This window comes from Ruegeria sp. CDSA079 (genome assembly GCF_059612245.1).
This window is the reverse complement of record NZ_JBXWQF010000010.1, coordinates 129,439-152,280: the sequence shown is the minus strand read 5'-3', so window position 1 is coordinate 152,280 and position 22,842 is coordinate 129,439. Positions and strand designations below refer to the sequence as shown.

Below are 22,842 nucleotides of genomic sequence, written 5' to 3'. Positions count from 1 at the left end.
TCAGACATGTTCACCGCTCAGTTTTAGAACCGTGAATCATGCTGCAAAACGAAAATCAATGGGTCCTGACCCTAGAGAAAGCGCAATGAAAGCCAGATCATTCGAGATTGATATCAGATAAACAGTGACGCCAACAACGATGGCGGAAAATGGGTTTGGTAGGTTTTTTATACATGCATCTGTTTTGACCGGACCACCCAATAAGCCCGATATGGCCAGACCTAGACCCGCGAGATTTAGAAAAATACCGACGACGTAGATAACGGTCATGTTTGGTATTTAGGTGCCAGTACATCAACGCAGAAATCCGCCCGACCGATAATACCCTAATGCGATTCAAATCGGTTCCCAGCCTTGTCAGGGTCTTATCAATATAAGATCGCGCGCACCCGAGCCCTTGTGTCGCAAGAAGTGTTGAACCAACCGAAATCCGAATGCCCCAAGGGTCGCGTGCATTTGGTTTCTTGAAGGACCAATGCACATCCAAAGGCCCCCCTTTTAGGATAAAGCGATACCCGTTGCCACCATGGGGCAACAAGTCAAAGTCTGCGCCACCGTAGCTGATCGGAACGGGGTGCCGCTCTTCTTCGGCTCTGTCCCGTTCGGTATTAAGCAAATCGAACAGCTCCTGAGAAATGTTCGCCTGAATCGAAAGTGCGAAAGTGTCGAAGCCTCGATGTACTACGTGCATTTTGAGGTCTTCTTGCGTTCCGGTATTTCCAGAGGGGGGTGCTACAATCACCCCCCCTCTTTCGGCGAACGCCGCGCGATTTGGTTGAGGTTGGGAAAACAGGTCGGAGAACGATTGCTGGGCGCAGAACTCGAATGCAATCTTAAAGTGAGTCATGCTGCCAGCCCATCAATGCATGATTGCGAGCGCCATTTTGCTTATGCAAAATTGCTTTTTTTGCACAAATTCGATAGCCTTTCCAAAAAGGTGGACAACACCGGAGGCAGTGAGAGAGCAGATGCCACAAGCAAAAACACGTGTTTTGCGGGCCAGGGTGCCTGCGCGTTTGATGGGCAAAAGGGACGGTCTGTTTTTCCTATGGGGTGAGATTGAGCGCGCGCGCCTCAAATCAGAAAATGCACTTGTACCCGAGGCTGCCGCCTCGGACGGGACAAGAACGAAGCGGGCAGGATCGGCCAGTGGATCGTCACAGGTTCCTACCGACGAATTCATCTTTTACTGACGAAATGAAGGTTTGAGCCTACGTCGGCTACTTCTTTTCGAAGAATAGGATCACTTCGCCCAGGCGCACGCCATAGCGTGAGACATAGGCGCGGTTCAGCAGCCGGTCGTCATCCAACAACCACATCCAGTCGTCAAATTTGACACGCATCGTCCCGTCCTTGATCGGCAGGTCGATCTTGTATTTCCAGTTGAACGTATCCCCACGCTCAATCCCGCTGGCAGTGCCCAACACGCCGGGGGCAGTACCTGTCCAGGTATCTTCACCGGTTTTGGTCAGAGACCAGATACGCTGTTCGGTGGCGCCATCGTCATAGACGAAATCTTCGACCAGTGTCAGGGTTTCGCCATCCCATGCCCCGTCGATATCAACGGTGAATCTGCGGGGGATATTGCCCAGAACATCCTGAAACTGACCATAGGCCACCGTCTTGCCTTCGAAGAATTCCTCAAGGTTCAATTGCCGGTCGGACAAAAACGTCTTGGGCACTTTGGGCTTGCTGGAGCACGCCGCCAGAAGGGCAAGGCTTGCAATTGCCAGAAACGTGATCAGGGAACGGAAAACACTCATTGCAGCGGTTTCCCTTCGGATGTCGCATCATACCCGTTTGCACCTGGCACATGTGTGATTTTCACGTCGGGAGCGGGGCGCATCGTGGCCACCAGTTCAGCGACCTTGAGGCCGAATTTGCGCATCTCGGACCGGTTCATGATGACCCCGTGTTCCGTCAGATACATCCAATCTGTCACATCTAAAGTGTGTCCACCGGCATCTTCAGGCAGGATGATCCGGTAGGTCAGTTTGACGGTTGATCCCGACATGATGCCCTGACCCTCACCGACAATATCGTCTGCCATTGCGGTGAAGGTGTTGCCGGTGCCCAGTGTCAGATACCATTTTCGGGACATCTGTTTGCCGTTGGAATAGGTGAAATATTCGGACAGCGTGCCCGAGTTTCCGTTCCATTCGCCAACCATACGGGCGACGAAGCTGTTCGACATCTTCCCATTGGGGCCATAGATCAGCCCCTCGGACAGGATTTCCCCGTTCAGATGCTCTTTTAGCGAAAAGACAGGACCAGTTCCTGTGTAATCCGACGGAGATTGCGCGCGAAAGCTCAACAGTCGGGCGCGGATGAAAACTGCGATCAGAAGGACCAGCAGTATGATGGCGATAGCGTTCATTTGCTTGCGACCTCGGTCGACAGGGTCAAGACCATTCCAAATGCCCCAACTTTCAGGATGCAGGGCAGCACTGCATAGGCCAGATTCAGTGTATCCAGCGCTTGTGCAGAATTGGTTTGACCGGGGGTGAAACCGCTGCGTTCCAACAGCGGCAAGGTGAAAAAGGCAGCCAGAGCAAGGCCCAGTTTGCCTGCGAAAGACCAGATACCAAACGCGGCAGATGCGTTCAGCCCGGCCCGGGTCAGGACGACCGAGAACATGGCGGGTAACACGACCATGTCCGCACCCAGAGCAGCGCCCGAGGCGAGGCAGATCACAGCAAACCCGGCAAGATTTCCGGCGCTTAGGCTAGCGGCACCGATAAACCCCGCGATCGAGAGGGGCATGGCAATCAGCAAAGTCTGTTTCGGGCCAATCCGGTTGCTGAGCTTGGCCCAAAGCGGCACGCTTGCGCCTGCACTGAGGAAGAACAGGATCAACAGTGGGCCAGCTTTGTCCGGCAGTTGCAGTCGGTCTTCTACAAAGAACAGAAACAGGGTCGAGGTGATGGCTACCGGTAGGCTGTTCACCAGCGCGAGAGCCAGCAAACGCAATCCCCCAGCCTGACCCAGCCCCGCAAAAGACAGGCCGGTGCCAGTGATTGGCGTACGTCTCCAGATCGGAACGGTCAGCACCAAGGTCAGAACGGACAACAGTCCCAAAAACACTCCAAAAGCGGGATAACCTTGGGCTTGTGCTCCGAATGCAACCAAAAGCGCCGGGGCGCTCGCGGCGATGACCACGCCGGTCAGTTGCCCGCCTTCACGAAAGGCCGCCAAGGTCATCAGCTCTTTTGGATCGGTGTGTTTTGCCAAAGTTGCGCTGCGCCCATACAGAAGAATGGTTCCGAGGCTGTATGCCGAAAACAGCAAGATCAGAATCGCGATCAGCGCTGATACACTGGCACCCTGCGGCAAGCTAAAGAGCAGAGGGAACCCAACCGCCAGCCCCAATGCAGCCAGAGAGGCGAACACAAGCTGTCCCTTTGGCCATTTGTCGATTGCCCAGCCAATCAACGGATCCTGCACCAGATCTACAAGACGGATCATCAGCAGGACGGTTCCGATAACCCCCAAGCCAAAGCCCAGATTTACCGCCGCAAAGCGCGGCAGGTGTATATAAAGTGGGATACCCGCCGCAGCGAGCATCAACGCGTACAGGCTGACCCGAGGATAAAGCATCAGCGCCCCTGAAGTTTCTGCGTGAAAGACGCGGATCGCGTGTTTTCCCCCAGAAAGACGGACATGAAACTGCGCTTGATACCCGGATAAGACATGGTGCAGGTCTTTTGACCGTTCAGCCAGAAGCTCACGTTATCCGGCCCGTTGGACACAGCCAGAAAGCTGTCCCCCTTGGTCACGGATTTGAAGCACCGGTCCAGTTGATCGCGCACGGGGGTAGAACGTCCGATCCGGTCCATCTCGTCCAGGGTCGAGTTGACCAGCGCTTTCTTCTTGATGTTTTTGCGGTATGTCAGTTGCAGGCCGATGTCTTCGCTCCAATTAAGCGGAGCGCCACCGGGGGTATAGAGTTTGGCGTCATAAATCGGCAGACCCAGATACCGAAAAGTCGCTGAGCCGCGCAGTTGCGCGTCGTTCAATTCTTCTGTCACTGGCGATGCCAGCACTCCTGGCGGGGCCAGCAAAGCCACTGTCAGCAGCGCCGCGCGCCACATCCCGTTATTCGGCCGCCACAGCGATGGCCGGGTCGTTCCCAGAAAAGCCATTGTCAGCTCCGATGGTTTGCGGGGTGCCATTTATTTGCGCAACGACATTCATCGCGCTGGCAATCCCGTCTTCGTGAAATCCGTGCCGGTTATATGCGCCGGCAAACCAGGTTCGGTTCTGTCCCTGCATCTCGCGGATTTGCCCTTGTGCCTTCAGGGCGGCTTTGTCGAACACCGGATGGGCAAATTCGACCTGATCATAGATTTTGTCCGCGGGAATTTCTGATGAGGCGTTCAGCGTCAGAAACAGCGGATCGCTGTCCGGGATGTTCTGAAGCCGGTTCATCCAATAAGTCACGCCCACATTTCCAGCTTGCGAGCGATAAGTCCAGCTGGACCAGCAGGCGCGCCGTTTCGGCATTTGCCCTGGGTCACAGTGAAGAATTGCGGTGTTGGGTTGATAGCGGATCGCACCCAGCGCGGCGGCCTCGGTGAGGGTTGCGCGTTGACCCAGAATGGCAAGGGACTGGTCCGAGTGGGTTGCCAGGATGATTTCGTCGAACTGATCCGTCTGGCCGTGACTTGTGACGCTGACGCCCATTTCACCACGTTGAACATTCTGAACCGGGGCGGCCAGCCGGATGTCGCAACCACGGGCGCGCAGGGCGGCGTCGATGCGGCGGACATATTCGATGCTGCCGCCTTTGACAGTGTACCATTGGTGCTGATTGGCGCGCCCACTCGCCAGCAGAGCATGGTTGCGGAAGAATTGTACTAGCGAACGGGCCGGGAACTGATCCACGAACTCGACCGGGGTAGACCAGATCGCGCCGCACATGGGCAACAGATAGTTGTGCCGGAACCAGTGTCCCAGACGCAGCTGATCGACCAGTTCACCAATTGTGGTGTCGTCGTCCTTGGCGGCTTCGGGGGCTTCCTTGCCAAAGCGCAGGATGTCAGCGATCATCTTGTAATAGGCGGGTCGCGCCAGGTTCCGTTTCTGCGCGGTCAGCGTGCGCAAATTGTTCAAGCCATATTCGATGCGACCGTTGTCGATGGTCGCGCCAAAACTCATCTCGCTTTTGATGACAGGTACGTTCAATTCGTCAAAAAGCTGGGTCAAATAGGGGTAGGTGGCGTAGTTGAAGACGATAAATCCGGTGTCGACCGGCTGCTCTCCGTTTTTGCCAGCCATTACTGTGCGGGCATGGCCGCCCAATCTGGGTTCGGCTTCATACACCGTCACGTCGTTGTTTTCTGAAAGGTAATACGCGGCGGAGAGACCCGAAATGCCTGCACCTACAATCGCAATTTTCTTCCGTACACCCCGGATTTCGTCGAACATTCCAGCCTCGTTATGTGACATTTTACAATGGGATACGCACGGTACGGTGCGCTGGATCACTCGGGATAGGAGTTTTTAACAAATGCACTACCTTGTGACTTCTGGTTACAGCATTCGTGATTTGCGATACCGTTTTGATCCGACGCGTATGCGGGGCCGTATTATTGTGAAACACAATTGAAACGGCCCACACATGAGCAGCTTTGACGGGAAAACCATTTGGATCATCGGCGCAAGCGAGGGCTTGGGCCGCGCCTTGGCTGAGGCGTTGAGCCGTGAGGGCGCGCATCTCATCCTGTCTGCGCGCAACTCTGCGCGTTTGAATGATATCTGTTCCAAGCTGCCTAATGCCCGGGCGATTCCCTGCGATGTGACTGATTTAGACTCTGTTCGCACCGCCGTGGCCGAGGCCAGCCATATCGATGGGCTGATCTATAATGCAGGCGCTTACGAGCCCATGCGCTCGGGCGACTGGGACACCGAGGCGTCGCTCAGGATCAGCGATGTGAACTATTCGGGTGCGTTGCGGGTATTGGGTGAAACCGTTCCGGGCTTTGTGCAGGCGGGTCACGGAGAGATCACGTTGATCGGATCGCTGGCCGGGTATCATGGTTTGCCTTCCGCTATCGGCTATGGGGCCAGCAAGGCCGCGCTGATCTCGCTGGCCGAGACGATGCGGCATGATCTGGCGGGTACGGGCGTGACGGTGCGCATTGTCAATCCCGGCTTCATCAAGACCCGCCTGACCGACAAGAACAGTTTCAAAATGCCGATGCTGATGACTGCTGAGGATGCGGCAGAACGCGTGGTCAAAGCGATGTCGCGCCGCCGGTTCCGTACCGATTTCCCGGCACCGTTTTCGTGGTTTATTCGCCTGATTGATTATCTGCCGGATCTGTTGGTTTATCGCAGAAAATAGAGTCTAACAAAAATACCCCTGACAGAACCAGCCTGCCGACATAGTGCTGCCATGGCCATAAAACAGCCATAGACGCTCCCCCTGTTCTGTCACCACCACCCAGTAATCGCGCACGCCGCTGCGCCAGTTGGGATCATCCAGCCACCATTCCGGTGCGATCCGTTCCGGGCCGGTGGCCTGCGCCAGTCGCCAGTCGCGCCCGCGCCAGCGGAAGGTGGTTGGAACATCCGGGGTCTCCGGCGCCATAACCGGCTCGGGCTGCCACATCTGCAAGGGCCGGGGGCGTGGCGGCGCAGGCCAGTCGCGTGCAGGCTCCGACCACGCCGCTGCCAGCGTCTGCGCCGTTTTCTCGGGGATGTGCGAGGCCGCTGGATGTCGCCGCGTGATCGCCTCCAGCCCTACCCTTGCGCCCAGCTTACCGATCAGGTCATCCACGGCTGTATTGCCCTCAAGCCTGTTACGGGCCACGCGGCGCGCCTCGGCATGACCGGCGATCGTGCGGGCGTGGATGGGCTCGGTCTGGATCGCCTCAAGCCGCAGCATGTCGATGCCATAGCCTGCATCGATCTTGTCAACTTTCATCTCTAACAAGGGGCGAATCCGGTGTTTGTCATAGGTCGGACGGGCCAGCCCAATCTCGATAACCTCGGCAGCCTGATCGGCGCGATGCGCCTCCAGCCGCAAGGTGCGGACACCGCGATCTTTCTCTTCCAGCTTGGCGCAGAGCGTTGGCAGCACCCGATCGACGGCAGCCATGACATCTTCAATCAGACCAATCGGATTGGGCAGCGTCATCCGCACCGCAAAATGATGTGGTGGGCGGGCCGGAGAAACCGGCTCGGGCGCGCTGCCCATGGCCTGATCCAGCCGCAGCACCAGCCCACGCCCAAAGCGCCGCGCCAAACTGGCACGCGGCTGGCCCAGCAGGTCGCCGATCCGGCGCAGTCCCAGACGGTTCAGCTGTGCCACAACCGGATCGTCCAACCGCAGCGCCGCGATAGGCAGGGGGCTGAGTGCACCATAAGATTGCCCCGGTGCCGCAATGCGCGCGCCACCACCCAAGGCCATCACCTGTGGTGCAGCCCCGCCTTTGGTCCAGTGCCGCCGTTTACCCGCCCGGGCGCGGGTGGCGCGAGCTTCTTGGCTGATGGCATCGCCATTGCGGTCGGATGTGGCCTCTTGCCCCGCATAGCGGGCCAAAGCCCAGGCTGCGCCCAGCGTGTCGGCAATGCCCATCTGCACGCTGAGGCCCATATCGGCGCAGTCGGTTTCAAGCACGCTCAGCAGCGCCTCTTCCCCGCCAAACAGATGCGCGCAGCCCGACAGGTCGACGATCAGCCCGTCCGGAGCCTCTTCGGCTACCCAGGGGCTGAACTTACCCGCCCAGCGGCGTAGCGCGGTCAGAAACGCGGCCTCGGCCGGGGCGTTGCGATGCCGTGTGATCAGGCTGGCGCACATGGCATGGGCATCGCGCACCGGCTGGCCCACACGCAGCCCGGCGGCCTGCGCCTCAATATTCAGCGAGGTAATGACCTGCATGTTCGACTGCTCAGTGACCACGGCTAACGGCCCAGAATGCAGCCCCCGCGCGGTGCGGATCAGCCGTTCAGCCCCAAGACGGGGAAACCACAATGAGAGTATTCGGCGTTTTGGCATCGGCAGACATCAAAATGTTCCCATTTTGTTCTTATCCGAGAATCAGCGGCTGAGTCCACGTTTACCCGCACGTCAGGCGTTGAATAACGCCCGCACCGTTTACATAGACGTTCAGCCTGTCGATCCGGTAATCCTGCGTCGCAATATCATCCGGCCCCAGTACGCGGGTGCGTTCCGGCAAATCGGCCCGAATGGTTGAAACCGGCTGGCCTACGGAGTTGGCAAATGCTTCGCCCTGACAAAAGGCCAGATCAACCGGCGCGGCCTCGGGCGCAAGGCGTGCGTCTTCGGGGACGGGCGTTTCGGCACAGGCGGCCAGAAGGATCAGAATCGGGATAAATCTGTGCATTGGCGTTCCTCATTCCGGCGATGTCGTTTCTGCAATATCAACCAATTAGCAAGTCTGGCATGAAAGCACAGTTGAAAACACCCTGCAATTGACGCAGGGTCGGGGCGAATAAGACAGGGAGATTAGCACCATGCGTACCCGTGCCGCCGTTGCCGTTCAGGCGGGCAAACCTTTGGAAGTGATGGACGTGAACCTCGAAGGCCCCAAGGCGGGCGAGGTTCTGGTGGAAATCAAGGCCACCGGCATCTGCCATACCGATGAATTCACCCTGTCGGGTGCCGATCCCGAAGGCCTGTTCCCGGCCATTCTGGGCCACGAAGGCGCGGGCGTTGTGGTTGAGGTCGGCCCGGGCGTCACCAGCCTGAAGCCAGGCGATCACGTGATCCCGCTCTACACTCCTGAATGTCGTGAGTGTGAATACTGTCTGCATCCTAAAACCAACCTGTGTCAGGCGATCCGCGAAACCCAAGGCAAGGGCCTGATGCCCGACGGGACCTCGCGGTTCTCGACGCTGGATGGCGATCCGATCCTGCACTACATGGGCTGCTCGACCTTCTCGAACCACACGGTTCTGCCCGAGATCGCGCTGGCCAAGGTGCGTGAGGACGCGCCCTTCGACAAGATTTGTTATATCGGTTGCGGCGTCACCACCGGCATTGGTGCGGTGATCAACACCGCCAAGGTGGAAGTCGGCAGCCGCGCGATTGTGTTCGGTCTGGGCGGTATTGGCCTGAACGTGATCCAGGGCCTGCGTCTGGCCGGGGCCGATCAGATCGTCGGTGTCGACCTCAACCCGTCAAAGGTCGAGATGGCCACCAAGTTCGGCATGACCGATTTCGTCAACCCGACCGAGGTCGAAGGCGATCTGGTTCCCTATCTGGTCAACCTGACCAAGGGCGGTGCCGATTACACCTTTGACGCCACCGGCAATGTTGGCGTGATGCGCACAGCCCTTGAGTCGGCGCACAAGGGCTGGGGTGAATCAATCATCATCGGCGTGGCGCCTGCAGGGGCCGAAATCTCGACCCGTCCGTTCCAGCTGGTTACCGGGCGTTCTTGGCGCGGAACCGCCTTTGGCGGCGCACGGGGCCGGACCGATGTGCCCAAGATTGTCGATTGGTACATGGACGGCAAGATCGAGATCGATCCGATGATCACCCACACCATGGGTCTGGACGACATCAACCACGGCTTTGATCTGATGCATAAAGGTGAGAGCATCAGATCTGTCGTAGTCTACTGATAAAAATATGCAAAATGCACAGGGCGGGCTTTTGTCCGCCCTTTTTCATTCTTACATATCTCAATGCGAATTAAATTTTGAGTTGAGGAATTCAGGTGATACCAGGAAATACGGACCGCCTTGCGGTTCTGATTGATGCGGACAACGTTTCCGCAAAACATGCCGCTGAGATATTTGAAGAAATCGCAACATTGGGCGAAGCGGGTTTAAGGCGGATCTATGGGGATTTTTCCAATGGATCGCCCCAAGGGTGGGACGCCAAATCTCTGGCCGAATATGCCATCGTTCCACATCAGCAGTTCGCTAACACATCAAAGAAGAATTCAAGTGATATCGCGCTGGTGATTGACGCCATGGATATCCTGCATTCAGGCCGGTTCAATGGATTTGTATTGGTGTCCTCTGACAGTGATTTCACCCGTCTCGCCAGTCGTATCCGCGAACAGGGTTTGGATGTGTTTGGGATCGGCGAACGCAAGGCACCAAGCGCGTTTGTCGCAGCATGCAACCGATTCATTTACATTGAAAACATAGAGAAGCCTGAAGCTGGCGCGCCTCAGGTCAAAAAAGTCGGTGACGTAAAATCAAAGCATGAGCTGAACCATGCATACCAGTTGATCCGGAACGTTGTACTAAACACGAACGAAGCCGATGGTTGGGCCAGTCTTTCATTTGTGGGAAGCCAATTAGGCAAGATGTATCCGGATTTCGACTCTCGAACTTATGGCTATAAAAGGCTGAGCGATTTGGTACGTGCTATCGATCGCTTTGATAAGAGCGGTACAAATGGTGATCTCAAGATCAGATGCAAGGATACTTGACGCCTGGGTTCTAGTCTCCCGGCCGTGTCGCACCTGTATCTGATCGAGGCGACCGCACCCGCAGCACCGGGGTGTTGACCGATGACGTATTCGCCCGGCTCTCGCGCCAGACAACGTAGACGCCAGACGCGATGATGACGCTTGCTCCAACCGCGACCCAGATGTCCGGGCGTTCACCAAAGAAAACCATGCCAAAGATCGTCGCCCAGATGATCTGGCTGTACTGGCTGGGGGCGACAACACCGGCAGGCGCGGCCCTGTAGGCCAGAATGATCAGGTGCTGGGCGATGACCGAGAACACGCCGACCAGCGCCATCATCGCCAGGTGCAACAGCGAGGGCGGTTGATAGATGGCGGGTAGCGTCAGGCTCATCACCAAGATGGCCAGCAGCATCGGATAGAGGATCAATACCGCCGAGCGTTCCTCATTTCCGATCTTACGTACCAGAACCGAGGCAAAGGCACTGCAGAACGCGGCTGTCAAAGCGGCGAGGTGCCCCAGCGTGATATCTGTTGAACCGGGGCGCAGAACGATCAGTACGCCAATCAGGCCTACTCCGACGGCGGCCCAGCGCTGGGCGCGGACAACTTCGCCCAGAATCGGGATTGAAAGGACCGTTACGATCAGGGGAAAGGAAAACAGCAACGAATAAACCTCGGCCAGTGGCAGGACCGAAAACGCATAGAAAGCGCAGGACATGGCCGTCACCATCAGGCCTGAACGCAGCAGTACCAGCCACGGATGATGCGGCAGGAAATTGCCCGTGGTCCTGTCGGTCAGGATCGTCACCGCCATCGGGACAAAGGAAAACAGCGTGGCAAAAAAGATGATCTGCATCACCGAATAAGTCCCGCCCAGCACCTTGATCAGCGCGTCATGGGTGGCAAAGACCGCAAAGCCCGCAAATGCATAGCCAAGACCCCGGAGAGTGGTGTTCTGAGTGCTCATGGGTCGGCCTCGGGTGATGTTTCGATGTGAAAGGGCAGCGCAGAGGGGCTGTCTTGCCTCTGAGTAACCCTATTCCCTCGGCCCGCATAGCCCCTATTTTACCGCTAACACCGCAAGCCAGCTATGATGTGGGATCAACGCAGGATCGGCGGTGCGTCCTTGGGCTGGCGGGCCGATTGCACCCCGGCCTTCATCCCCACGCCGATGCGCCGGGCCAGCGCAACCCAAGGGATAGAGGTTTCTGGTGGCAGGGTCTGCGCGGCGACGTCTTCGAACAGGTCCAGCCAGTGGACGAACATCTCGGGTTTTACATCGGGCCGTTCGATGTGAACCCGCTGCGGATTGCCGTCATAGCTGCGCTCATAAAGGATGGCATTGCGCCAGAACGACGCGATTTTTTCCTCATGCGCAGGCCAGTCGGTGACATGGTTGGCAAAGACCGGACCCAGCACACTGTCCTGCCGCACACAGGCGTAAAAGGCGCGGACCTGCGCGTTTATCTGCTCTGGCGTCGCGGGAAAGCGTGGAGGAAGGGGTGGTCTGGTCATGGTGGCCTGAATGTCGTCTCTGTTTTTGGCAGATAGGGAGTTCCGGCGTTACATGACAGAGGTGGTTTTGTCGCGCCCATCCGGCGTCAGCAGATGCCGCAGCAGGGCCACCGGATGCGCCCGCAGGCTAAGACGGGTGGCGACGTAATCCTCGACCACCTGCTCACCCAATGTCATCTGCGGCAGATAGGCTTCGGGTTCGTCCAGCGCCTCGCCTTCCAGATCTTGCGAGAACAGGGGCAAGGGCTTTGCGGTGGCAATCGCCTTGGCCTGCCACAGTGCCTCGCGCCGGGTCAGGTCGCAGCCGGCGAAGGCATCGGCCTCGGCCAACCGTTCGATCACCGACGGGCCAAGGCCCGCGCGACGCCAGACATCGTCGACCTGAGTGTAGCCATTGCCGCGCGCGGCGGTCAGCCAACTGGCGTCTTCCTCGCTCAGCCCTTTGATCTGGCGGAACCCCAGCCGCAGGGCCAGCCCGCCATGGCCGTCCGGCTCCATCACATTGTCCCAGAAGCTGGCATTGATGCAGACCGGGCGCACCTGAACCCCATGCTCGCGCGCATCGCGCACGATCTGGGCGGGGGCATAGAACCCCATCGGCTGCGAATTCAGCAGGGCGCAGGCGAAAATGCCGGGGTGGTGGCATTTGATCCAGGCCGAGGCATAGACCAGCAACGCAAAGCTGGCCGCGTGGCTTTCGGGGAAACCGTATGACCCAAACCCTTCGATCTGCGAAAAACAGCGCTCGGCAAAGTCGTCATCATACCCGTTGCGCTTCATACCACGTAGGAACAGCGCGCGGAATTCGCTGACATTGCCGTGCTTCTTGAATGTTGCCAGCGAGCGGCGCAGCCTGTCGGCCTGCTCCGGGGTGAAACCCGCGCCGACGATGGCGATCTGCATCGCCTGTTCCTGAAACAGCGGCACGCCCAACGTTTTACCCAACACCTCGCCCAGTTCGTCCGAAGGGAAGCTGACCTCCTCCTCTCCGTTCCGGCGGCGGATATAGGGGTGAACCATATCGCCCTGAATGGGGCCGGGGCGGATGATGGCGACCTCGATCACCAGATCATAGAAATTGCGCGGCCGCATTCGGGGGAGAAAGTTCATCTGTGCACGTGATTCCACCTGAAACACACCGATGCTGTCGGCCTTGCAAAGCATGTCATAGACCACCGGGTCCTCGGGCGGCAGGGTCGCCAGCGTATAGCTGGTCTGATGATGCTGCCCGATCAGATCGAACGCCTTGCGGATGCAGGTGAGCATCCCGAGGCTTAGGACATCGACCTTCAGGATGCCCAGACTATCGATGTCATCCTTGTCCCAGCAGATGACCGTGCGGTCCTCCATCGTGGCGTTTTCGATGGGGACAAGCTCGTCCAGACGCCCCTCGGTGATGATGAAGCCGCCCACGTGTTGAGAGAGGTGGCGGGGGAAGCCGTCGATCTCGTAAACCAACATTAGAGTCTGTTTCAGTCGGCGATCCTCGGGATCAAGGCCGATTTCCCGCATCCGGTGCGCCTCGAGCCCGACGGTCGAGAAGAACCCCCAAAGCTGCGAGGACAGCGCCGAGATCGTGTCTTCGGTCAGCCCCATCGCGCGGCCCACCTCGCGGATGGCGCGTTTGCCTCGGTAATGCACAACCGTGGCGCACAGCCCCGCGCGTTCGCGGCCATAGCGGTCATAGATGTGCTGGATCACCTCTTCGCGGCGTTCGTGTTCGAAATCGACATCGATATCGGGCGGCTCATCGCGGGCCTCGGACACAAAGCGTTCGAACACCATCGTGCCCATCTCGGGGCTGACCTCGGTGATGCCGAGGCAGAAGCAGACCACCGAATTGGCCGCCGAGCCGCGCCCCTGGCAGAGGATGTCACGCGAGCGCGCGAAATGGACGATGTCGCGGACGGTCAGGAAGTAGGGTTCATATTTAAGCTTGCCGATCAGGGTGAGCTCATGCGCCAGCATCTTCTGGGCCTTCTCGGACGCGCCCGCCGGATAGCGCCATTTCAACCCCTCATGCGCCAGACGGTGCAGACGCTCGGTTGGGGTTTCCTGTTCGCTACCCTCGCTGGGATAGTCATAGCGCAGCTCGTCGAGCGAGAATATGAGTTGGGTGCTGAGCTCATGGGCGCGGGCAACAGCGCCCTCATGACCTTTGAAGATACGCAGCATCTCGGTCTCGGAGCGCAGACGTTGTTCGCCATTGGCCAAAGCCTCTCGGCCTAACTCGTCCACCTTACGGCGCAGGCGGATGGCGGTCATGACGTCACCCAGCTTACGGCGGGCCCCGTGATGCATCATCGGCGTCGCGCTGGCGAGCGTGGGGATGCCAAGTTGCTTTGATTCAGCCTCTAATAAAGAGAAAAATGAGCTATCTGCGCCATCATACCGAGGGTGCATCAACAGATGTATCCGCCCGGCAAAGCGGCGCGTCAGTTGTTGCGTCTGTGTTCGCCACGCGTTCGCGCCGCCTTGGGATCGGTCCGCTTGTGGCCAGAGCAGCAGGTGAAGACCGTCAGAGAATTCAAGCAGGTCGGACAGGTGCAGGATGCAGTCGCCTTTCTCGGCACGCAGGCGGCCCGTGGACAGGATGCGGCACAGGTTGGCCCAGCCCTGCCGGTTCAGGGGCAGGGCGGTGACGGTCGGCGCGTCGGTGAAGATCAGCCGCGCCGCCGGGATCAGGCGGGGTACTGCGTGGATCGGATAGGACGGCGGTTTGGGGATATGATCGGGGCAAGGCGGGCCGATGGAGGTATTCTGTGCTTCCCACTCCAGCCGTTCGCGGACCTTACGGGCGATCTCGCGCGCTTGGGTATGGGCGCGGACGATCCCGGCGACCGAGTTGTCATCAGCAATCGCAATGGCGGGCAGGCCCAGGGTGACGGCACGCTCCATATACTCCTCGGGGTGGGAGGCCCCGGTGAGGAAGGTGAAGTTCGACGTGATCGACAGCTCGGCATACATGACGATTCCCTATTATATTCACGTTTTGTTCTTTTTCGAGTCCTTTGAGCAGGAAACGGGTCGCTTGGGATGTCCCGGGTGGACATGGTTGAAGAAAAGGAGACCCGATATGTTCAAGATCACCGCACTTCCCACAGACAAGGTCCGCACCCTTCAGGCCGGAGGGCCGGACGCTTATGGCGCTACGCCCGAGCGTTCCGTTTCGACGGGCGCAGGCAACCCTTGCCGGCACTGCCTGCAGAACATTCCAGAAGGCAAAGAGATGCTGATATTGGCATATCGCCCTTTTTTAGAGACGCAACCTTACGCAGAAACCGGCCCGATTTTTCTGTGTGCTGCACCGTGTAAGCGGTACGAGAGGGAAGAGATACCCGAGATCCTGGCCACCTCTCCTGACTACCTGATCAAGGGTTATGGGTCGGATGACCGGATCGTCTACGGCACCGGAGCGATCACACCCACGGACCAGATCGGCGCAGCGGTGAAGGACATCCTGGCCCGAGCGGACATCGCCTATATCCATGTCCGCTCGGCCCGAAACAACTGCTATCAGGCGCGTATTGACCGGGTCAAAGTTTGACCCGGTGCATCCCCCTGCGCGGCTGGTCCTGATCTTCCGCCGGTTCTTCGGCGCGCGAGGATGTCAGTGCAAGGAAAACATCCTCAAGATCGGCTTCTTCGGTACGTACGTCGCGGATGCGGATACCTACGGCGCGGACGGATTCCAGCACCTGCTCGGCGCTGGTTTGATTGCCCTGATACTGCAGGACAAGGCTGCCATCGTCGCGTAGCGCGGCTTCGACTCCTTCGGTTGTAGGCAGATCAACCACAGGGCTGTCCGGGACGATCACCATCGTTCGGCTGTCCATCCTGCCCAGCAGGTTTGCGGTGCTGTCCTGCGCGATCTTTTCGCCATGGTTGATGATGGCGATCTCGTCACACATCTCTTGCGCTTCTTCCAGATAGTGCGTGGTCAGGATAATGGTCATGCCCTGTTCATTCAGTTTACGCACATTGGTCCAAAGCATCTGGCGAAGCTCGATATCCACGCCGGCCGTGGGTTCATCCAGCACCAGTATCTTCGGGTGATGCACCAGCGCCTTGGCCAGCAATAGTCGCCGCCGCATCCCGCCTGACAGCGTACGGGCATAAGCTTCGGCTTTGTCGCTGAGGCCCACCAGTTCCAAAATGTCATCGCTGCGGCGTTCAGATTTCGGGACGCCGTACAAACCTGCCTGAACCTCCAACGCGCCGCGCGGGGAAAAGAACGGGTCCAGGTTCAGCTCTTGCGGCATCACGCCAATTGCAACGCGGGATTGGCGCGGGTTCTGATCCTGATCGAAGCCCCAGATCGAAACGCGTCCCGCTGATTTCACCACTAACCCGGCCAGAATGTTGATCAGCGTCGACTTCCCGGCCCCGTTCGGTCCCAACAATCCAAAAACCGACCCGCGTGGAACGGTCAGGTCAATGCCTTTCAGCGCGTGTTTCTCGGGCTGACCCTTGCCGCCACGATAGGTTTTGCGCAGCCCTTCGATCCTGATTGCCGCATCGCTCATGTGGCTCTTGCCCCCGGTTTGCTCATCGCTCATAAACGCACCTAGTACATGCCCGCGAGGCCGACAACCGAAGAAGGATCGCCAGCCGTGACCATCGAAGCGCCGGAAACCAAGACCGTCGAAACCGCCCGTGTCGCCTGTGATGGTGGCGAAGGCGCATTGGGCCATCCGCGCGTCTGGCTGCAAATTCCCGAGGATACTGGTTGGGTCGAGTGCCCGTATTGTGATTGCAAATATGTTCTGAAGGGCACTGAACAGGGCTGATTGTCCGTCAGGTGCCGGGTGCGGTGAAATTCTGACAAAGCGCACCTGCGTCGACGTCGCCATATTTGTTGATCAGGAATTGATCGACATTGTTGCCGGACCACACATGAAAGATTTCCCCAGTGCTGAGGCGGCCAATTCCGCTGGCGGTGCCGGTTTCTGGGTGCTGGTATGTAAAGAACGCTTTTCCTGTAAGCCCGTTGTCACATTCCAGTGTGGCTTCTCCGAAACCAAAGCTTCCTTGGGCACGCCACTGTCCATGACAACCAAAATTTGCACTTGTTTGACCAGCATGCGTTCCTTCGCCCCATCCGATGGCGCGACCGGTGAAGAAAATTCCGCTGTCGCCCAGACAAGCAAGGATCGGGACACAGTTGGATAAGTTACCCTGATTTGGCGCGCAGTTTGCGGGCAGTTTAAGCCCCGCCAATGCGGTCGAAGCGACAAGAGCGATTGCGATTGCGGACGCTATCGCCGATAAAACGTGCAGACTGAACATGACTACAATCCTATAAGGCAGGACACCATGAGCAAGAGCGAATTCGGAAAAGGCTGTCACCTGCATCTGATCGACGGATCCGCCTTCATATTCAGGGCCTATCACGCGCTGCCTCCGCTGACACGAAAGTCGGACGGACTGCCGATTGGCGCTGTTTCAGGGTTTTGTAACATGCTGCAGAAATATGTTGAGGGAAACGCCGGGCCGGATGCGCCAACCCATGTGGCGGTGATCTTTGACAAGGGCTCGCACACTTTCAGGAATGATCTGTACGATCTTTACAAGGCCAACCGCGAGGCAATGCCCGAAGACCTGCGCCCACAAATGCCCCTGACGCGCGAGGCGACGAAAGCCTTCAATATCGCCTGCAAAGAGCTGGAGGGGTACGAGGCCGACGACATCATCGCCACGCTGGCTGTGCAGGCGCGCGAGGCGGGCGGGCGTGTGACCATCGTGAGTTCTGACAAGGACCTGATGCAGTTGGTCGGCGGCGGTGTTGAAATGCTGGATGCGATGAAGAACAAGCGCATCGACCGGGATGGCGTGTTCGAGAAATTCGGCGTTGGGCCGGAACGTGTGGTCGATGTGCAAGCTTTGGCAGGGGATTCGGTGGATAACGTGCCGGGTGCCCCGGGCATCGGGGTAAAGACGGCAGCCCTGTTGATCAATGAATATGGCGATCTGGAAACGTTGCTGGACCGTGCCGAAGAGATCAAACAGCCCAAACGCCGCCAGACGCTGATCGAAAAGCGTGACCAGATCGAGCTGTCAAAGAAGCTGGTGCAGTTGGACGAAAACACGCCGCTGGATTTCACTCTGGATGATCTTGAGGCCAAAGATCCGGACGCCGAGACGTTGCTGGGTTTTCTGGCGGATATGGAATTCCGCACACTGACCAAGCGGATTGCAGATAAGCTGGGGGCCGAAGCTCCGGTGATTGCTGACGCGCCTGCGCCTGCGGCTGAAGAACCACAGGCAGAGCTCGTCCCGTTTGATGCGTCGAAATACGAATGTGTGCGAGACGTCGAGGCCCTGCAAAAGTGGATCGATCAGGCCTATGAACGCGGTTGGGTCGCTGTCGATACCGAAACCACTGGCTTGAACGAGATGATTGCCGATCTCGTCGGCATCTCGCTGTGTGTTGAGGCTGGCGAGGCTTGCTATATACCGCTGACCCACCGAGACGGTGCAGCGGACGATCTGTTCGGCTCGGATGCACTGGCTGAGGGGCAGATGCCCCTGAATGAGGCTCTAACCAAGCTGAAACCGATGCTCGAGGATCCGTCGATCCTCAAGATCGGGCAGAATATGAAGTACGACGCCAAGATTTTTGCGCGCCATGGTATTGACGTTGCCCCAATCGATGACACGATGCTGATGTCTTATGCGATGCACGGTGGTGAGCACGGGCATGGCATGGACACACTGTCTGAGCGTTATCTGAGCCACACGCCGATCCCGATCAAACCGCTGCTGGGGTCGGGCAAATCGGCCATTACTTTTGACAAAGTGCCGATTGACGAGGCCACCGCCTATGCCGCCGAGGATGCGGATATCACCTTGCGCCTGTGGCAACTGTTCAAGCCTCAGCTGCATCAGGTCCAAGTGACGACCGTCTATGAGACGTTGGAACGCCCCTTGGTGCCGGTTTTGGCCGAAATGGAGATGCATGGCATCAAGGTCGATCGGGACGTTCTTAGCCGAATGTCCAACGCGTTCGCGCAAAAAATGGCCGGGTTAGAGGCCGAAATTCACGAATTGGCTGGCGAGAACTTCAATGTGGGCTCGCCGGCGCAACTGGGCGAGATTCTTTTCGACAAGATGAGTCTTGAGGGCGGAAAAAAGGGTAAGACCGGGAAATACTCGACCGGCGCGGATATTCTCGAGGATCTTGCGACCGAGCATGAACTGCCGCGCAGGGTTTTGGATTGGCGGCAGCTGTCCAAGCTGAAATCGACCTATACGGATGCGCTGCAGACCCATATCAACCCGGATACGGGGCGGGTGCATACGTCTTATTCCATCACAGGTGCGAATACGGGACGTTTGGCCTCGACCGATCCAAACCTTCAGAACATCCCGGTTCGGACCGAGGAAGGACGACGCATTCGTGAGGCGTTTATCGCCGAACCGGGCAATGTTTTGGTGAGTCTCGACTACAGTCAGATCGAATTGCGGATTCTGGCGCATATCGCGGATATCCCTGCTTTGAAGCAGGCGTTTGCGGATGGGTTGGATATTCATGCGATGACTGCGTCCGAGATGTTCGATGTGCCTCTCGATGAGATGACGCCCGACATTCGCCGCCAGGCCAAGGCGATCAACTTTGGTGTGATCTATGGCATCTCGGGTTTTGGTCTGGCGCGAAACCTGCGTATCCCACGGTCCGAGGCGCAAGGCTTCATCGACCGATACTTCGAGCGTTTCCCTGGTATTAGAGCCTATATGGACGACACCGTCGCATTTGCGAAAGAGCATGGCTATGTCCAGACACTGTTCGGGCGCAAGATTCATACGCCCGAGATCAACGCCAAGGGGCCACATGCCGGATTCTCGCGCCGGGCGGCGATCAACGCGCCTATTCAGGGCACCGCGGCAGACGTCATCCGACGGGCCATGGTGCGTATGCCTGGGGCAATCAATGGGCTACCTGCCAAGATGCTGTTGCAGGTGCATGACGAATTGCTTTTCGAGGTGGCTGAGGATTCAGTGGATCAGGTGATCGACGTGGCACGGGATGTGATGGAAGGCGCCTCGGACCCGGCAGTCAAGCTGGACGTGAAGCTGAGTGTAGATGCCGGACAAGGCGCGAATTGGGCCGAGGCGCACTAGCGTCGCGTCTCATCCGACCCGCCGGGCCCTCTTCGTCGCGGGTCAGTCCTGCGGTCTGACCATGCGGTTCACCATACGTTGCACGGTTGGGCCCAACAGCAGAATCACGATGAAGGCTATCGGCCAGCAAAAGACCCAGGACGCCATCCAATCTCCGAACGTTCCGGGGCCGAAACCGATGGCTTTCACTGTTGCGATCCCCGTCACGATACAGGACATGAGGCCGGACATGATCAGGCTGAATACGGCGCGGGCATAACGGGCTGGTATCATGGCGGGTGTCCTGAAAGTCGTATTGCCTCTGATGTGCAGTATTCGCCGAGGAAATTCCAGTACTAAGCCCGTATCCAGTCAAGACTGCTGGATGTTCGCGATGTCGAAGGCGTGTATTCCGCACTGACCCAACCGGTATATCCCGCAGCGTCCATGGCTGAGAACAAACTTTGGAAATCCGTTGGTCCGCGTCCGGGTTCAGATCGGTCAGGGGCCGCGCCGATCTGTGCGTGGATGACCTGCGGGTGAAAGCGATCCCAAACCGCTTGTGCATCGCCGTGGATCATATGTGCGTGAAAACTGTCATATTGCAGGCCGACATTCGGGCGATTCACACGATCCAACACCTCGGCAGCCAAATCGTAGTCGTTCAGGAAATACTCAGGCTGCGACATCGGATTGAGCGGTTCTATCGTGAATTTCTGTCGCGGCGCAGTATCGGCGGCCCATTGCAGGTTTTGTACAAAGCACGCCAGCGCGTCCGGCCCTGAGGCATACCCCGACATAATGTGGATGAGCCCAGGACACAGCACATCGGCATAGCGAAGGACGCGGCGGATATCCGACTGAAACCGAACCTCGCCACCCGGAACGGCAGCATATCCCGGCTGACCGCCGGTGTAGTTGGGTGGAGGAGCGTTGATCAGAACCAGTTCCAACCCGTTGGCAAGCAAGGCGCGGTGGGTTTCTTTTGCGGCCACGTCATATGGGAACAAGATTTCGACAGCGGTGAAACCCGCATCAGCGGCGGCCTGAAACCGTTCGAGATAAGGCAGTTCGGTAAAGAGCAGCGAAAGGTTGGCGGCGAATCTGGGCATGAAAGGTCTTTGGTTGCGGCAGCTCGACCCTAACCGCCTCACGGTTTCCGGGGAAGAGACTGAAAACGACAAGTTGTCGAAAATCGGCCAGATCGTGGTTGAAGGATCAGGGACAGTCGGGCGGTAACAGCGAATCATTTTTCACGCTGCACCAACAAAAGGTTTGGACCCTATGGCGATGAGCCCGGAACCCGCGCGCGGGGTAACCCTTTCTATGTCTGCTGGCCGCAACTCGGCCCTGTCCGGCAATGGTCTGGCGGTGGCTTCGATGATGACCTGGGCTGCGGGTTTCCCCGCCGCTGAGATCCTGTTGCAAAGCTGGCCACCTGTGGCACTGCTAGCGGCGCGTCTGGCATTAGCAGTGGCTGTGATGGTGCCGCTTTGGTTCCTTCTGGACGGGCCCAGCCGTGTACTGAGGGCCAAATGGGGGCGGGCGATGGTCATTGGCGGATTCGGTTTTGGGATCAGCATGTTCCTTCTGATCCTTGCGCAAAAACTGACAGATCCCGTCACCGTTGCAATTATTGCGTCCTGTGCACCGCTGGCGGCCACATTGCTGGAACTTGCTGCGGGCACACGGCGTCTGAAATGGAACTTTGCACTTGGCGTTTTGGTGTCGATTGTAGGTGGTTTGATAGCAACCAGCGCCAGTTCACCGGAACAACTGGGGCTGGGTGCGGTCTGCGCAATCGCTTCAACCGGTCTGTTTTGCTGGGGTAGCATGGCAACGGCACGGGACTTTCCAGAGCTCAGCCAGCTCGGCCGCGCCACGATCACCTTTACCGGTGGGTTGCTGATGGCCAGTGTCCTGTGTTTTGGGGCCGCGCAACTGGGTACGGATGTAATGCCGCGCGCGGCGGTTGATGCGCAGCAGATCGGAATGCTCGCGATATATGCGCTGATTGCCATGGGGCTCAGCCAGGTTCTGTTCATCGCTTCGGTTGGTAAATTGGGCGTTGCGTTGGCGTCGTTCCACATCAACATCGCGCCGTTTTATGTGATGCTGATCATGCTGATGCTGGGGGAAGACTGGAGCTGGACCCGCGCGCTGGGCGCGGGTGTTGTTGCTCTGGCCGTTGTGGTGGCGCAGGATCGGGCACCACGAGAGGTCCGTGGATCAGCCAAGTTCGGCTGAGGGGATCAACCCAAAGAAGTTCTGGCCAGACCAAACGCCGAACCAGCCGTCATGATGGGTGCCAATCTCGACAAGGCGATAGAAACTTTTGCGATCAATGCGCGCCTCAAGGTTCGATCGGATCAGGATGTAGGGTGAGGGTTCCTGCGTTTCCGGATCGATGACGATCCGGATCGGATGTTCTGCCCCGGCAACGGCGTGATCGTCGACATGCGTGGTAAAAGTCAGGCTTTGCTGTTCGCTCTCACCTTCACGGTCGAAATCTACGGCTACAAAAGGGGCGTCCTCGACAGTGATTCCCACCTTCTCGACCGGTGTGACGAGGTAGTATTTCCCATCTTCTTTCTTAAGAATTGAGGAAAATAGCTTCACCAGCTCGAAACGATTGATCGGCGAGCCTAAATAACTCCAGGTGCCATCTTTTGCGATATGGATGTCCAGATCGCCGCAAAAAGGGGGATTCCACAGGTGAACGGGCGGTAAACCCTTGGTTTTGGTCGCTTTGACTGATGCAGCCAGACCATCGGGCGAAGGTTTCACAGGTTTTTGTCCGCTCATTGCTTTTGCCATTTCCTCTTAGCGC

The 22,842-nt window shown here is 58.0% G+C and carries 24 protein-coding genes; 8 read left to right on the top strand and 16 right to left on the bottom strand.

What is annotated here, in order from left to right; all coding sequences use genetic code 11:
* Positions 1 to 97: 97 nt before the first annotated feature.
* Positions 98 to 847 carry a hypothetical protein gene (locus tag AC2FJZ_RS12925; RefSeq protein ID WP_496777997.1) on the bottom strand — a complete coding sequence of 250 codons (750 nt, stop codon included), beginning with the start codon at positions 845 to 847 and terminating at the stop codon, positions 98 to 100.
* Positions 848 to 968: 121 nt separating this feature from the next.
* Between AC2FJZ_RS12925 and AC2FJZ_RS12920 the strand changes: the two genes are divergently transcribed.
* A complete protein-coding gene (locus tag AC2FJZ_RS12920; protein WP_496670299.1) occupies positions 969 to 1,193 on the top strand; it encodes a hypothetical protein in 225 nt (74 codons plus the stop codon).
* A 27-nt stretch (positions 1,194 to 1,220) separates the two neighbouring features.
* On the opposite strand, the gene AC2FJZ_RS12915 is transcribed toward AC2FJZ_RS12920, so the two are convergent.
* Genes AC2FJZ_RS12915 through AC2FJZ_RS12895 form a run of 5 tightly spaced genes read right to left on the bottom strand, consistent with a single transcriptional unit; the run spans position 1,221 to position 5,427 of the window.
* Positions 1,221 to 1,763, bottom strand: coding sequence for a DUF3833 family protein (locus AC2FJZ_RS12915; RefSeq protein ID WP_496777995.1), 543 nt, complete (start codon positions 1,761 to 1,763; stop codon positions 1,221 to 1,223).
* Complete coding sequence (locus AC2FJZ_RS12910) at positions 1,760 to 2,377, bottom strand: DUF3833 domain-containing protein (protein ID WP_496777993.1); 618 nt, start codon at positions 2,375 to 2,377, stop codon at positions 1,760 to 1,762. Before AC2FJZ_RS12910 ends, AC2FJZ_RS12915 begins: the two co-directional genes overlap by 4 nt.
* Positions 2,374 to 3,597, bottom strand: a complete 1,224-nt coding sequence (locus tag AC2FJZ_RS12905) for an MFS transporter (RefSeq protein ID WP_496777991.1) — start codon at positions 3,595 to 3,597, stop codon at positions 2,374 to 2,376. Before AC2FJZ_RS12905 ends, AC2FJZ_RS12910 begins: the two co-directional genes overlap by 4 nt.
* Complete coding sequence (locus AC2FJZ_RS12900; protein WP_496777989.1) at positions 3,597 to 4,142, bottom strand: hypothetical protein; 546 nt, start codon at positions 4,140 to 4,142, stop codon at positions 3,597 to 3,599. The genes AC2FJZ_RS12905 and AC2FJZ_RS12900 overlap by 1 nt, the downstream gene beginning before the upstream one ends.
* On the bottom strand, positions 4,096 to 5,427 hold the full coding sequence (locus AC2FJZ_RS12895) for an NAD(P)/FAD-dependent oxidoreductase (RefSeq protein WP_496777987.1): 1,332 nt from the start codon (positions 5,425 to 5,427) through the stop codon (positions 4,096 to 4,098). Before AC2FJZ_RS12895 ends, AC2FJZ_RS12900 begins: the two co-directional genes overlap by 47 nt.
* A gap of 193 nt (positions 5,428 to 5,620) precedes the next feature.
* Here AC2FJZ_RS12895 and AC2FJZ_RS12890 point away from each other — a divergent pair, with 193 nt between their 5' ends.
* The gene (locus tag AC2FJZ_RS12890; RefSeq protein WP_496670329.1) at positions 5,621 to 6,346 is read left to right on the top strand and encodes an SDR family NAD(P)-dependent oxidoreductase; all 726 of its coding nucleotides are present in this window, start codon (positions 5,621 to 5,623) and stop codon (positions 6,344 to 6,346) included.
* Positions 6,347 to 6,349: 3 nt separating this feature from the next.
* Here the strand turns inward: AC2FJZ_RS12890 and AC2FJZ_RS12885 are convergent, their stop codons facing one another.
* Together AC2FJZ_RS12885 and AC2FJZ_RS12880 are read right to left on the bottom strand one after the other, a co-directional pair.
* The gene (locus tag AC2FJZ_RS12885; RefSeq protein ID WP_496777985.1) at positions 6,350 to 8,002 is read right to left on the bottom strand and encodes a DUF6504 family protein; all 1,653 of its coding nucleotides are present in this window, start codon (positions 8,000 to 8,002) and stop codon (positions 6,350 to 6,352) included.
* 61 nt (positions 8,003 to 8,063) lie between these two features.
* Positions 8,064 to 8,351, bottom strand: a complete 288-nt coding sequence (locus AC2FJZ_RS12880) for an I78 family peptidase inhibitor (protein ID WP_496777983.1) — start codon at positions 8,349 to 8,351, stop codon at positions 8,064 to 8,066.
* A gap of 130 nt (positions 8,352 to 8,481) precedes the next feature.
* Between AC2FJZ_RS12880 and AC2FJZ_RS12875 the strand changes: the two genes are divergently transcribed.
* Entirely contained in the window at positions 8,482 to 9,594 is a 1,113-nt protein-coding gene (locus tag AC2FJZ_RS12875; protein WP_496777981.1) for an S-(hydroxymethyl)glutathione dehydrogenase/class III alcohol dehydrogenase, read from the top strand.
* Positions 9,595 to 9,692: 98 nt separating this feature from the next.
* Positions 9,693 to 10,415 carry an NYN domain-containing protein gene (locus AC2FJZ_RS12870; RefSeq protein ID WP_496778003.1) on the top strand — a complete coding sequence of 241 codons (723 nt, stop codon included), beginning with the start codon at positions 9,693 to 9,695 and terminating at the stop codon, positions 10,413 to 10,415.
* Between the two features lie 10 nt (positions 10,416 to 10,425).
* Here the strand turns inward: AC2FJZ_RS12870 and AC2FJZ_RS12865 are convergent, their stop codons facing one another.
* From AC2FJZ_RS12865 to AC2FJZ_RS12855, 3 genes are all read right to left on the bottom strand, one after another.
* Complete coding sequence (locus AC2FJZ_RS12865) at positions 10,426 to 11,364, bottom strand: DMT family transporter (protein WP_050605172.1); 939 nt, start codon at positions 11,362 to 11,364, stop codon at positions 10,426 to 10,428.
* A gap of 134 nt (positions 11,365 to 11,498) precedes the next feature.
* Positions 11,499 to 11,912: a group III truncated hemoglobin gene (locus tag AC2FJZ_RS12860; protein WP_496777979.1), complete on the bottom strand. Its 414-nt coding sequence runs from the start codon at positions 11,910 to 11,912 to the stop codon at positions 11,499 to 11,501.
* A 48-nt stretch (positions 11,913 to 11,960) separates the two neighbouring features.
* The gene (locus AC2FJZ_RS12855; protein ID WP_496777977.1) at positions 11,961 to 14,879 is read right to left on the bottom strand and encodes an error-prone DNA polymerase; all 2,919 of its coding nucleotides are present in this window, start codon (positions 14,877 to 14,879) and stop codon (positions 11,961 to 11,963) included.
* A 109-nt stretch (positions 14,880 to 14,988) separates the two neighbouring features.
* Here AC2FJZ_RS12855 and AC2FJZ_RS12850 point away from each other — a divergent pair, with 109 nt between their 5' ends.
* Entirely contained in the window at positions 14,989 to 15,459 is a 471-nt protein-coding gene (locus AC2FJZ_RS12850; protein WP_496777976.1) for a DUF1203 domain-containing protein, read from the top strand.
* On the opposite strand, the gene AC2FJZ_RS12845 is transcribed toward AC2FJZ_RS12850, so the two are convergent.
* The gene (locus tag AC2FJZ_RS12845; protein WP_496778002.1) at positions 15,449 to 16,438 is read right to left on the bottom strand and encodes an ABC transporter ATP-binding protein; all 990 of its coding nucleotides are present in this window, start codon (positions 16,436 to 16,438) and stop codon (positions 15,449 to 15,451) included. The genes AC2FJZ_RS12850 and AC2FJZ_RS12845 overlap by 11 nt on opposite strands.
* 87 nt (positions 16,439 to 16,525) lie before the next feature.
* On the opposite strand from AC2FJZ_RS12845, the gene AC2FJZ_RS12840 reads away from it, so the two are divergent.
* On the top strand, positions 16,526 to 16,702 hold the full coding sequence (locus AC2FJZ_RS12840) for a zinc-finger domain-containing protein (protein WP_496777975.1): 177 nt from the start codon (positions 16,526 to 16,528) through the stop codon (positions 16,700 to 16,702).
* A gap of 7 nt (positions 16,703 to 16,709) precedes the next feature.
* Here AC2FJZ_RS12840 and AC2FJZ_RS12835 read toward each other — a convergent pair whose 3' ends face one another.
* On the bottom strand, positions 16,710 to 17,201 hold the full coding sequence (locus AC2FJZ_RS12835) for a hypothetical protein (RefSeq protein ID WP_496777974.1): 492 nt from the start codon (positions 17,199 to 17,201) through the stop codon (positions 16,710 to 16,712).
* Between the two features lie 27 nt (positions 17,202 to 17,228).
* Between AC2FJZ_RS12835 and polA the strand changes: the two genes are divergently transcribed.
* A complete protein-coding gene (gene polA / locus AC2FJZ_RS12830; RefSeq protein WP_496777973.1) occupies positions 17,229 to 20,033 on the top strand; it encodes a DNA polymerase I in 2,805 nt (934 codons plus the stop codon).
* Positions 20,034 to 20,075: 42 nt separating this feature from the next.
* On the opposite strand, the gene AC2FJZ_RS12825 is transcribed toward polA, so the two are convergent.
* Entirely contained in the window at positions 20,076 to 20,306 is a 231-nt protein-coding gene (locus AC2FJZ_RS12825; protein WP_050605164.1) for a DUF2798 domain-containing protein, read from the bottom strand.
* A 62-nt stretch (positions 20,307 to 20,368) separates the two neighbouring features.
* Positions 20,369 to 21,124, bottom strand: a complete 756-nt coding sequence (locus AC2FJZ_RS12820; RefSeq protein WP_496777971.1) for a hydroxypyruvate isomerase family protein — start codon at positions 21,122 to 21,124, stop codon at positions 20,369 to 20,371.
* 178 nt (positions 21,125 to 21,302) lie between these two features.
* Between AC2FJZ_RS12820 and AC2FJZ_RS12815 the strand changes: the two genes are divergently transcribed.
* Positions 21,303 to 22,259: a DMT family transporter gene (locus AC2FJZ_RS12815; protein ID WP_496777969.1), complete on the top strand. Its 957-nt coding sequence runs from the start codon at positions 21,303 to 21,305 to the stop codon at positions 22,257 to 22,259.
* Here the strand turns inward: AC2FJZ_RS12815 and AC2FJZ_RS12810 are convergent.
* Entirely contained in the window at positions 22,242 to 22,817 is a 576-nt protein-coding gene (locus AC2FJZ_RS12810) for a DUF1285 domain-containing protein (RefSeq protein WP_496777967.1), read from the bottom strand. The genes AC2FJZ_RS12815 and AC2FJZ_RS12810 overlap by 18 nt on opposite strands.
* Between the last annotated feature and the right edge of the window lie 25 nt (positions 22,818 to 22,842).

What these genes read in the sequence shown, in the direction of transcription:
- AC2FJZ_RS12925 (WP_496777997.1), bottom strand. Translation starts at nt 847, where the DNA reads ATGACTCACTTTAAGATTGCATTCGAGTTCTGCGCCCAGCAATCGTTC.
- AC2FJZ_RS12920 (WP_496670299.1), top strand. Translation starts at nt 969, where the DNA reads ATGCCACAAGCAAAAACACGTGTTTTGCGGGCCAGGGTGCCTGCGCGT.
- AC2FJZ_RS12915 (WP_496777995.1), bottom strand. Translation starts at nt 1,763, where the DNA reads ATGAGTGTTTTCCGTTCCCTGATCACGTTTCTGGCAATTGCAAGCCTT.
- AC2FJZ_RS12910 (WP_496777993.1), bottom strand. Translation starts at nt 2,377, where the DNA reads ATGAACGCTATCGCCATCATACTGCTGGTCCTTCTGATCGCAGTTTTC.
- AC2FJZ_RS12905 (WP_496777991.1), bottom strand. Translation starts at nt 3,597, where the DNA reads ATGCTTTATCCTCGGGTCAGCCTGTACGCGTTGATGCTCGCTGCGGCG.
- AC2FJZ_RS12900 (WP_496777989.1), bottom strand. Translation starts at nt 4,142, where the DNA reads ATGGCTTTTCTGGGAACGACCCGGCCATCGCTGTGGCGGCCGAATAAC.
- AC2FJZ_RS12895 (WP_496777987.1), bottom strand. Translation starts at nt 5,427, where the DNA reads ATGTTCGACGAAATCCGGGGTGTACGGAAGAAAATTGCGATTGTAGGT.
- AC2FJZ_RS12890 (WP_496670329.1), top strand. Translation starts at nt 5,621, where the DNA reads ATGAGCAGCTTTGACGGGAAAACCATTTGGATCATCGGCGCAAGCGAG.
- AC2FJZ_RS12885 (WP_496777985.1), bottom strand. Translation starts at nt 8,002, where the DNA reads ATGCCAAAACGCCGAATACTCTCATTGTGGTTTCCCCGTCTTGGGGCT.
- AC2FJZ_RS12880 (WP_496777983.1), bottom strand. Translation starts at nt 8,351, where the DNA reads ATGCACAGATTTATCCCGATTCTGATCCTTCTGGCCGCCTGTGCCGAA.
- AC2FJZ_RS12875 (WP_496777981.1), top strand. Translation starts at nt 8,482, where the DNA reads ATGCGTACCCGTGCCGCCGTTGCCGTTCAGGCGGGCAAACCTTTGGAA.
- AC2FJZ_RS12865 (WP_050605172.1), bottom strand. Translation starts at nt 11,364, where the DNA reads ATGAGCACTCAGAACACCACTCTCCGGGGTCTTGGCTATGCATTTGCG.
- AC2FJZ_RS12860 (WP_496777979.1), bottom strand. Translation starts at nt 11,912, where the DNA reads ATGACCAGACCACCCCTTCCTCCACGCTTTCCCGCGACGCCAGAGCAG.
- AC2FJZ_RS12855 (WP_496777977.1), bottom strand. Translation starts at nt 14,879, where the DNA reads ATGTATGCCGAGCTGTCGATCACGTCGAACTTCACCTTCCTCACCGGG.
- AC2FJZ_RS12850 (WP_496777976.1), top strand. Translation starts at nt 14,989, where the DNA reads ATGTTCAAGATCACCGCACTTCCCACAGACAAGGTCCGCACCCTTCAG.
- AC2FJZ_RS12845 (WP_496778002.1), bottom strand. Translation starts at nt 16,438, where the DNA reads ATGAGCGATGCGGCAATCAGGATCGAAGGGCTGCGCAAAACCTATCGT.
- AC2FJZ_RS12835 (WP_496777974.1), bottom strand. Translation starts at nt 17,201, where the DNA reads ATGTTCAGTCTGCACGTTTTATCGGCGATAGCGTCCGCAATCGCAATC.
- polA (WP_496777973.1), top strand. Translation starts at nt 17,229, where the DNA reads ATGAGCAAGAGCGAATTCGGAAAAGGCTGTCACCTGCATCTGATCGAC.
- AC2FJZ_RS12825 (WP_050605164.1), bottom strand. Translation starts at nt 20,306, where the DNA reads ATGATACCAGCCCGTTATGCCCGCGCCGTATTCAGCCTGATCATGTCC.
- AC2FJZ_RS12820 (WP_496777971.1), bottom strand. Translation starts at nt 21,124, where the DNA reads ATGCCCAGATTCGCCGCCAACCTTTCGCTGCTCTTTACCGAACTGCCT.
- AC2FJZ_RS12815 (WP_496777969.1), top strand. Translation starts at nt 21,303, where the DNA reads ATGAGCCCGGAACCCGCGCGCGGGGTAACCCTTTCTATGTCTGCTGGC.
- AC2FJZ_RS12810 (WP_496777967.1), bottom strand. Translation starts at nt 22,817, where the DNA reads ATGAGCGGACAAAAACCTGTGAAACCTTCGCCCGATGGTCTGGCTGCA.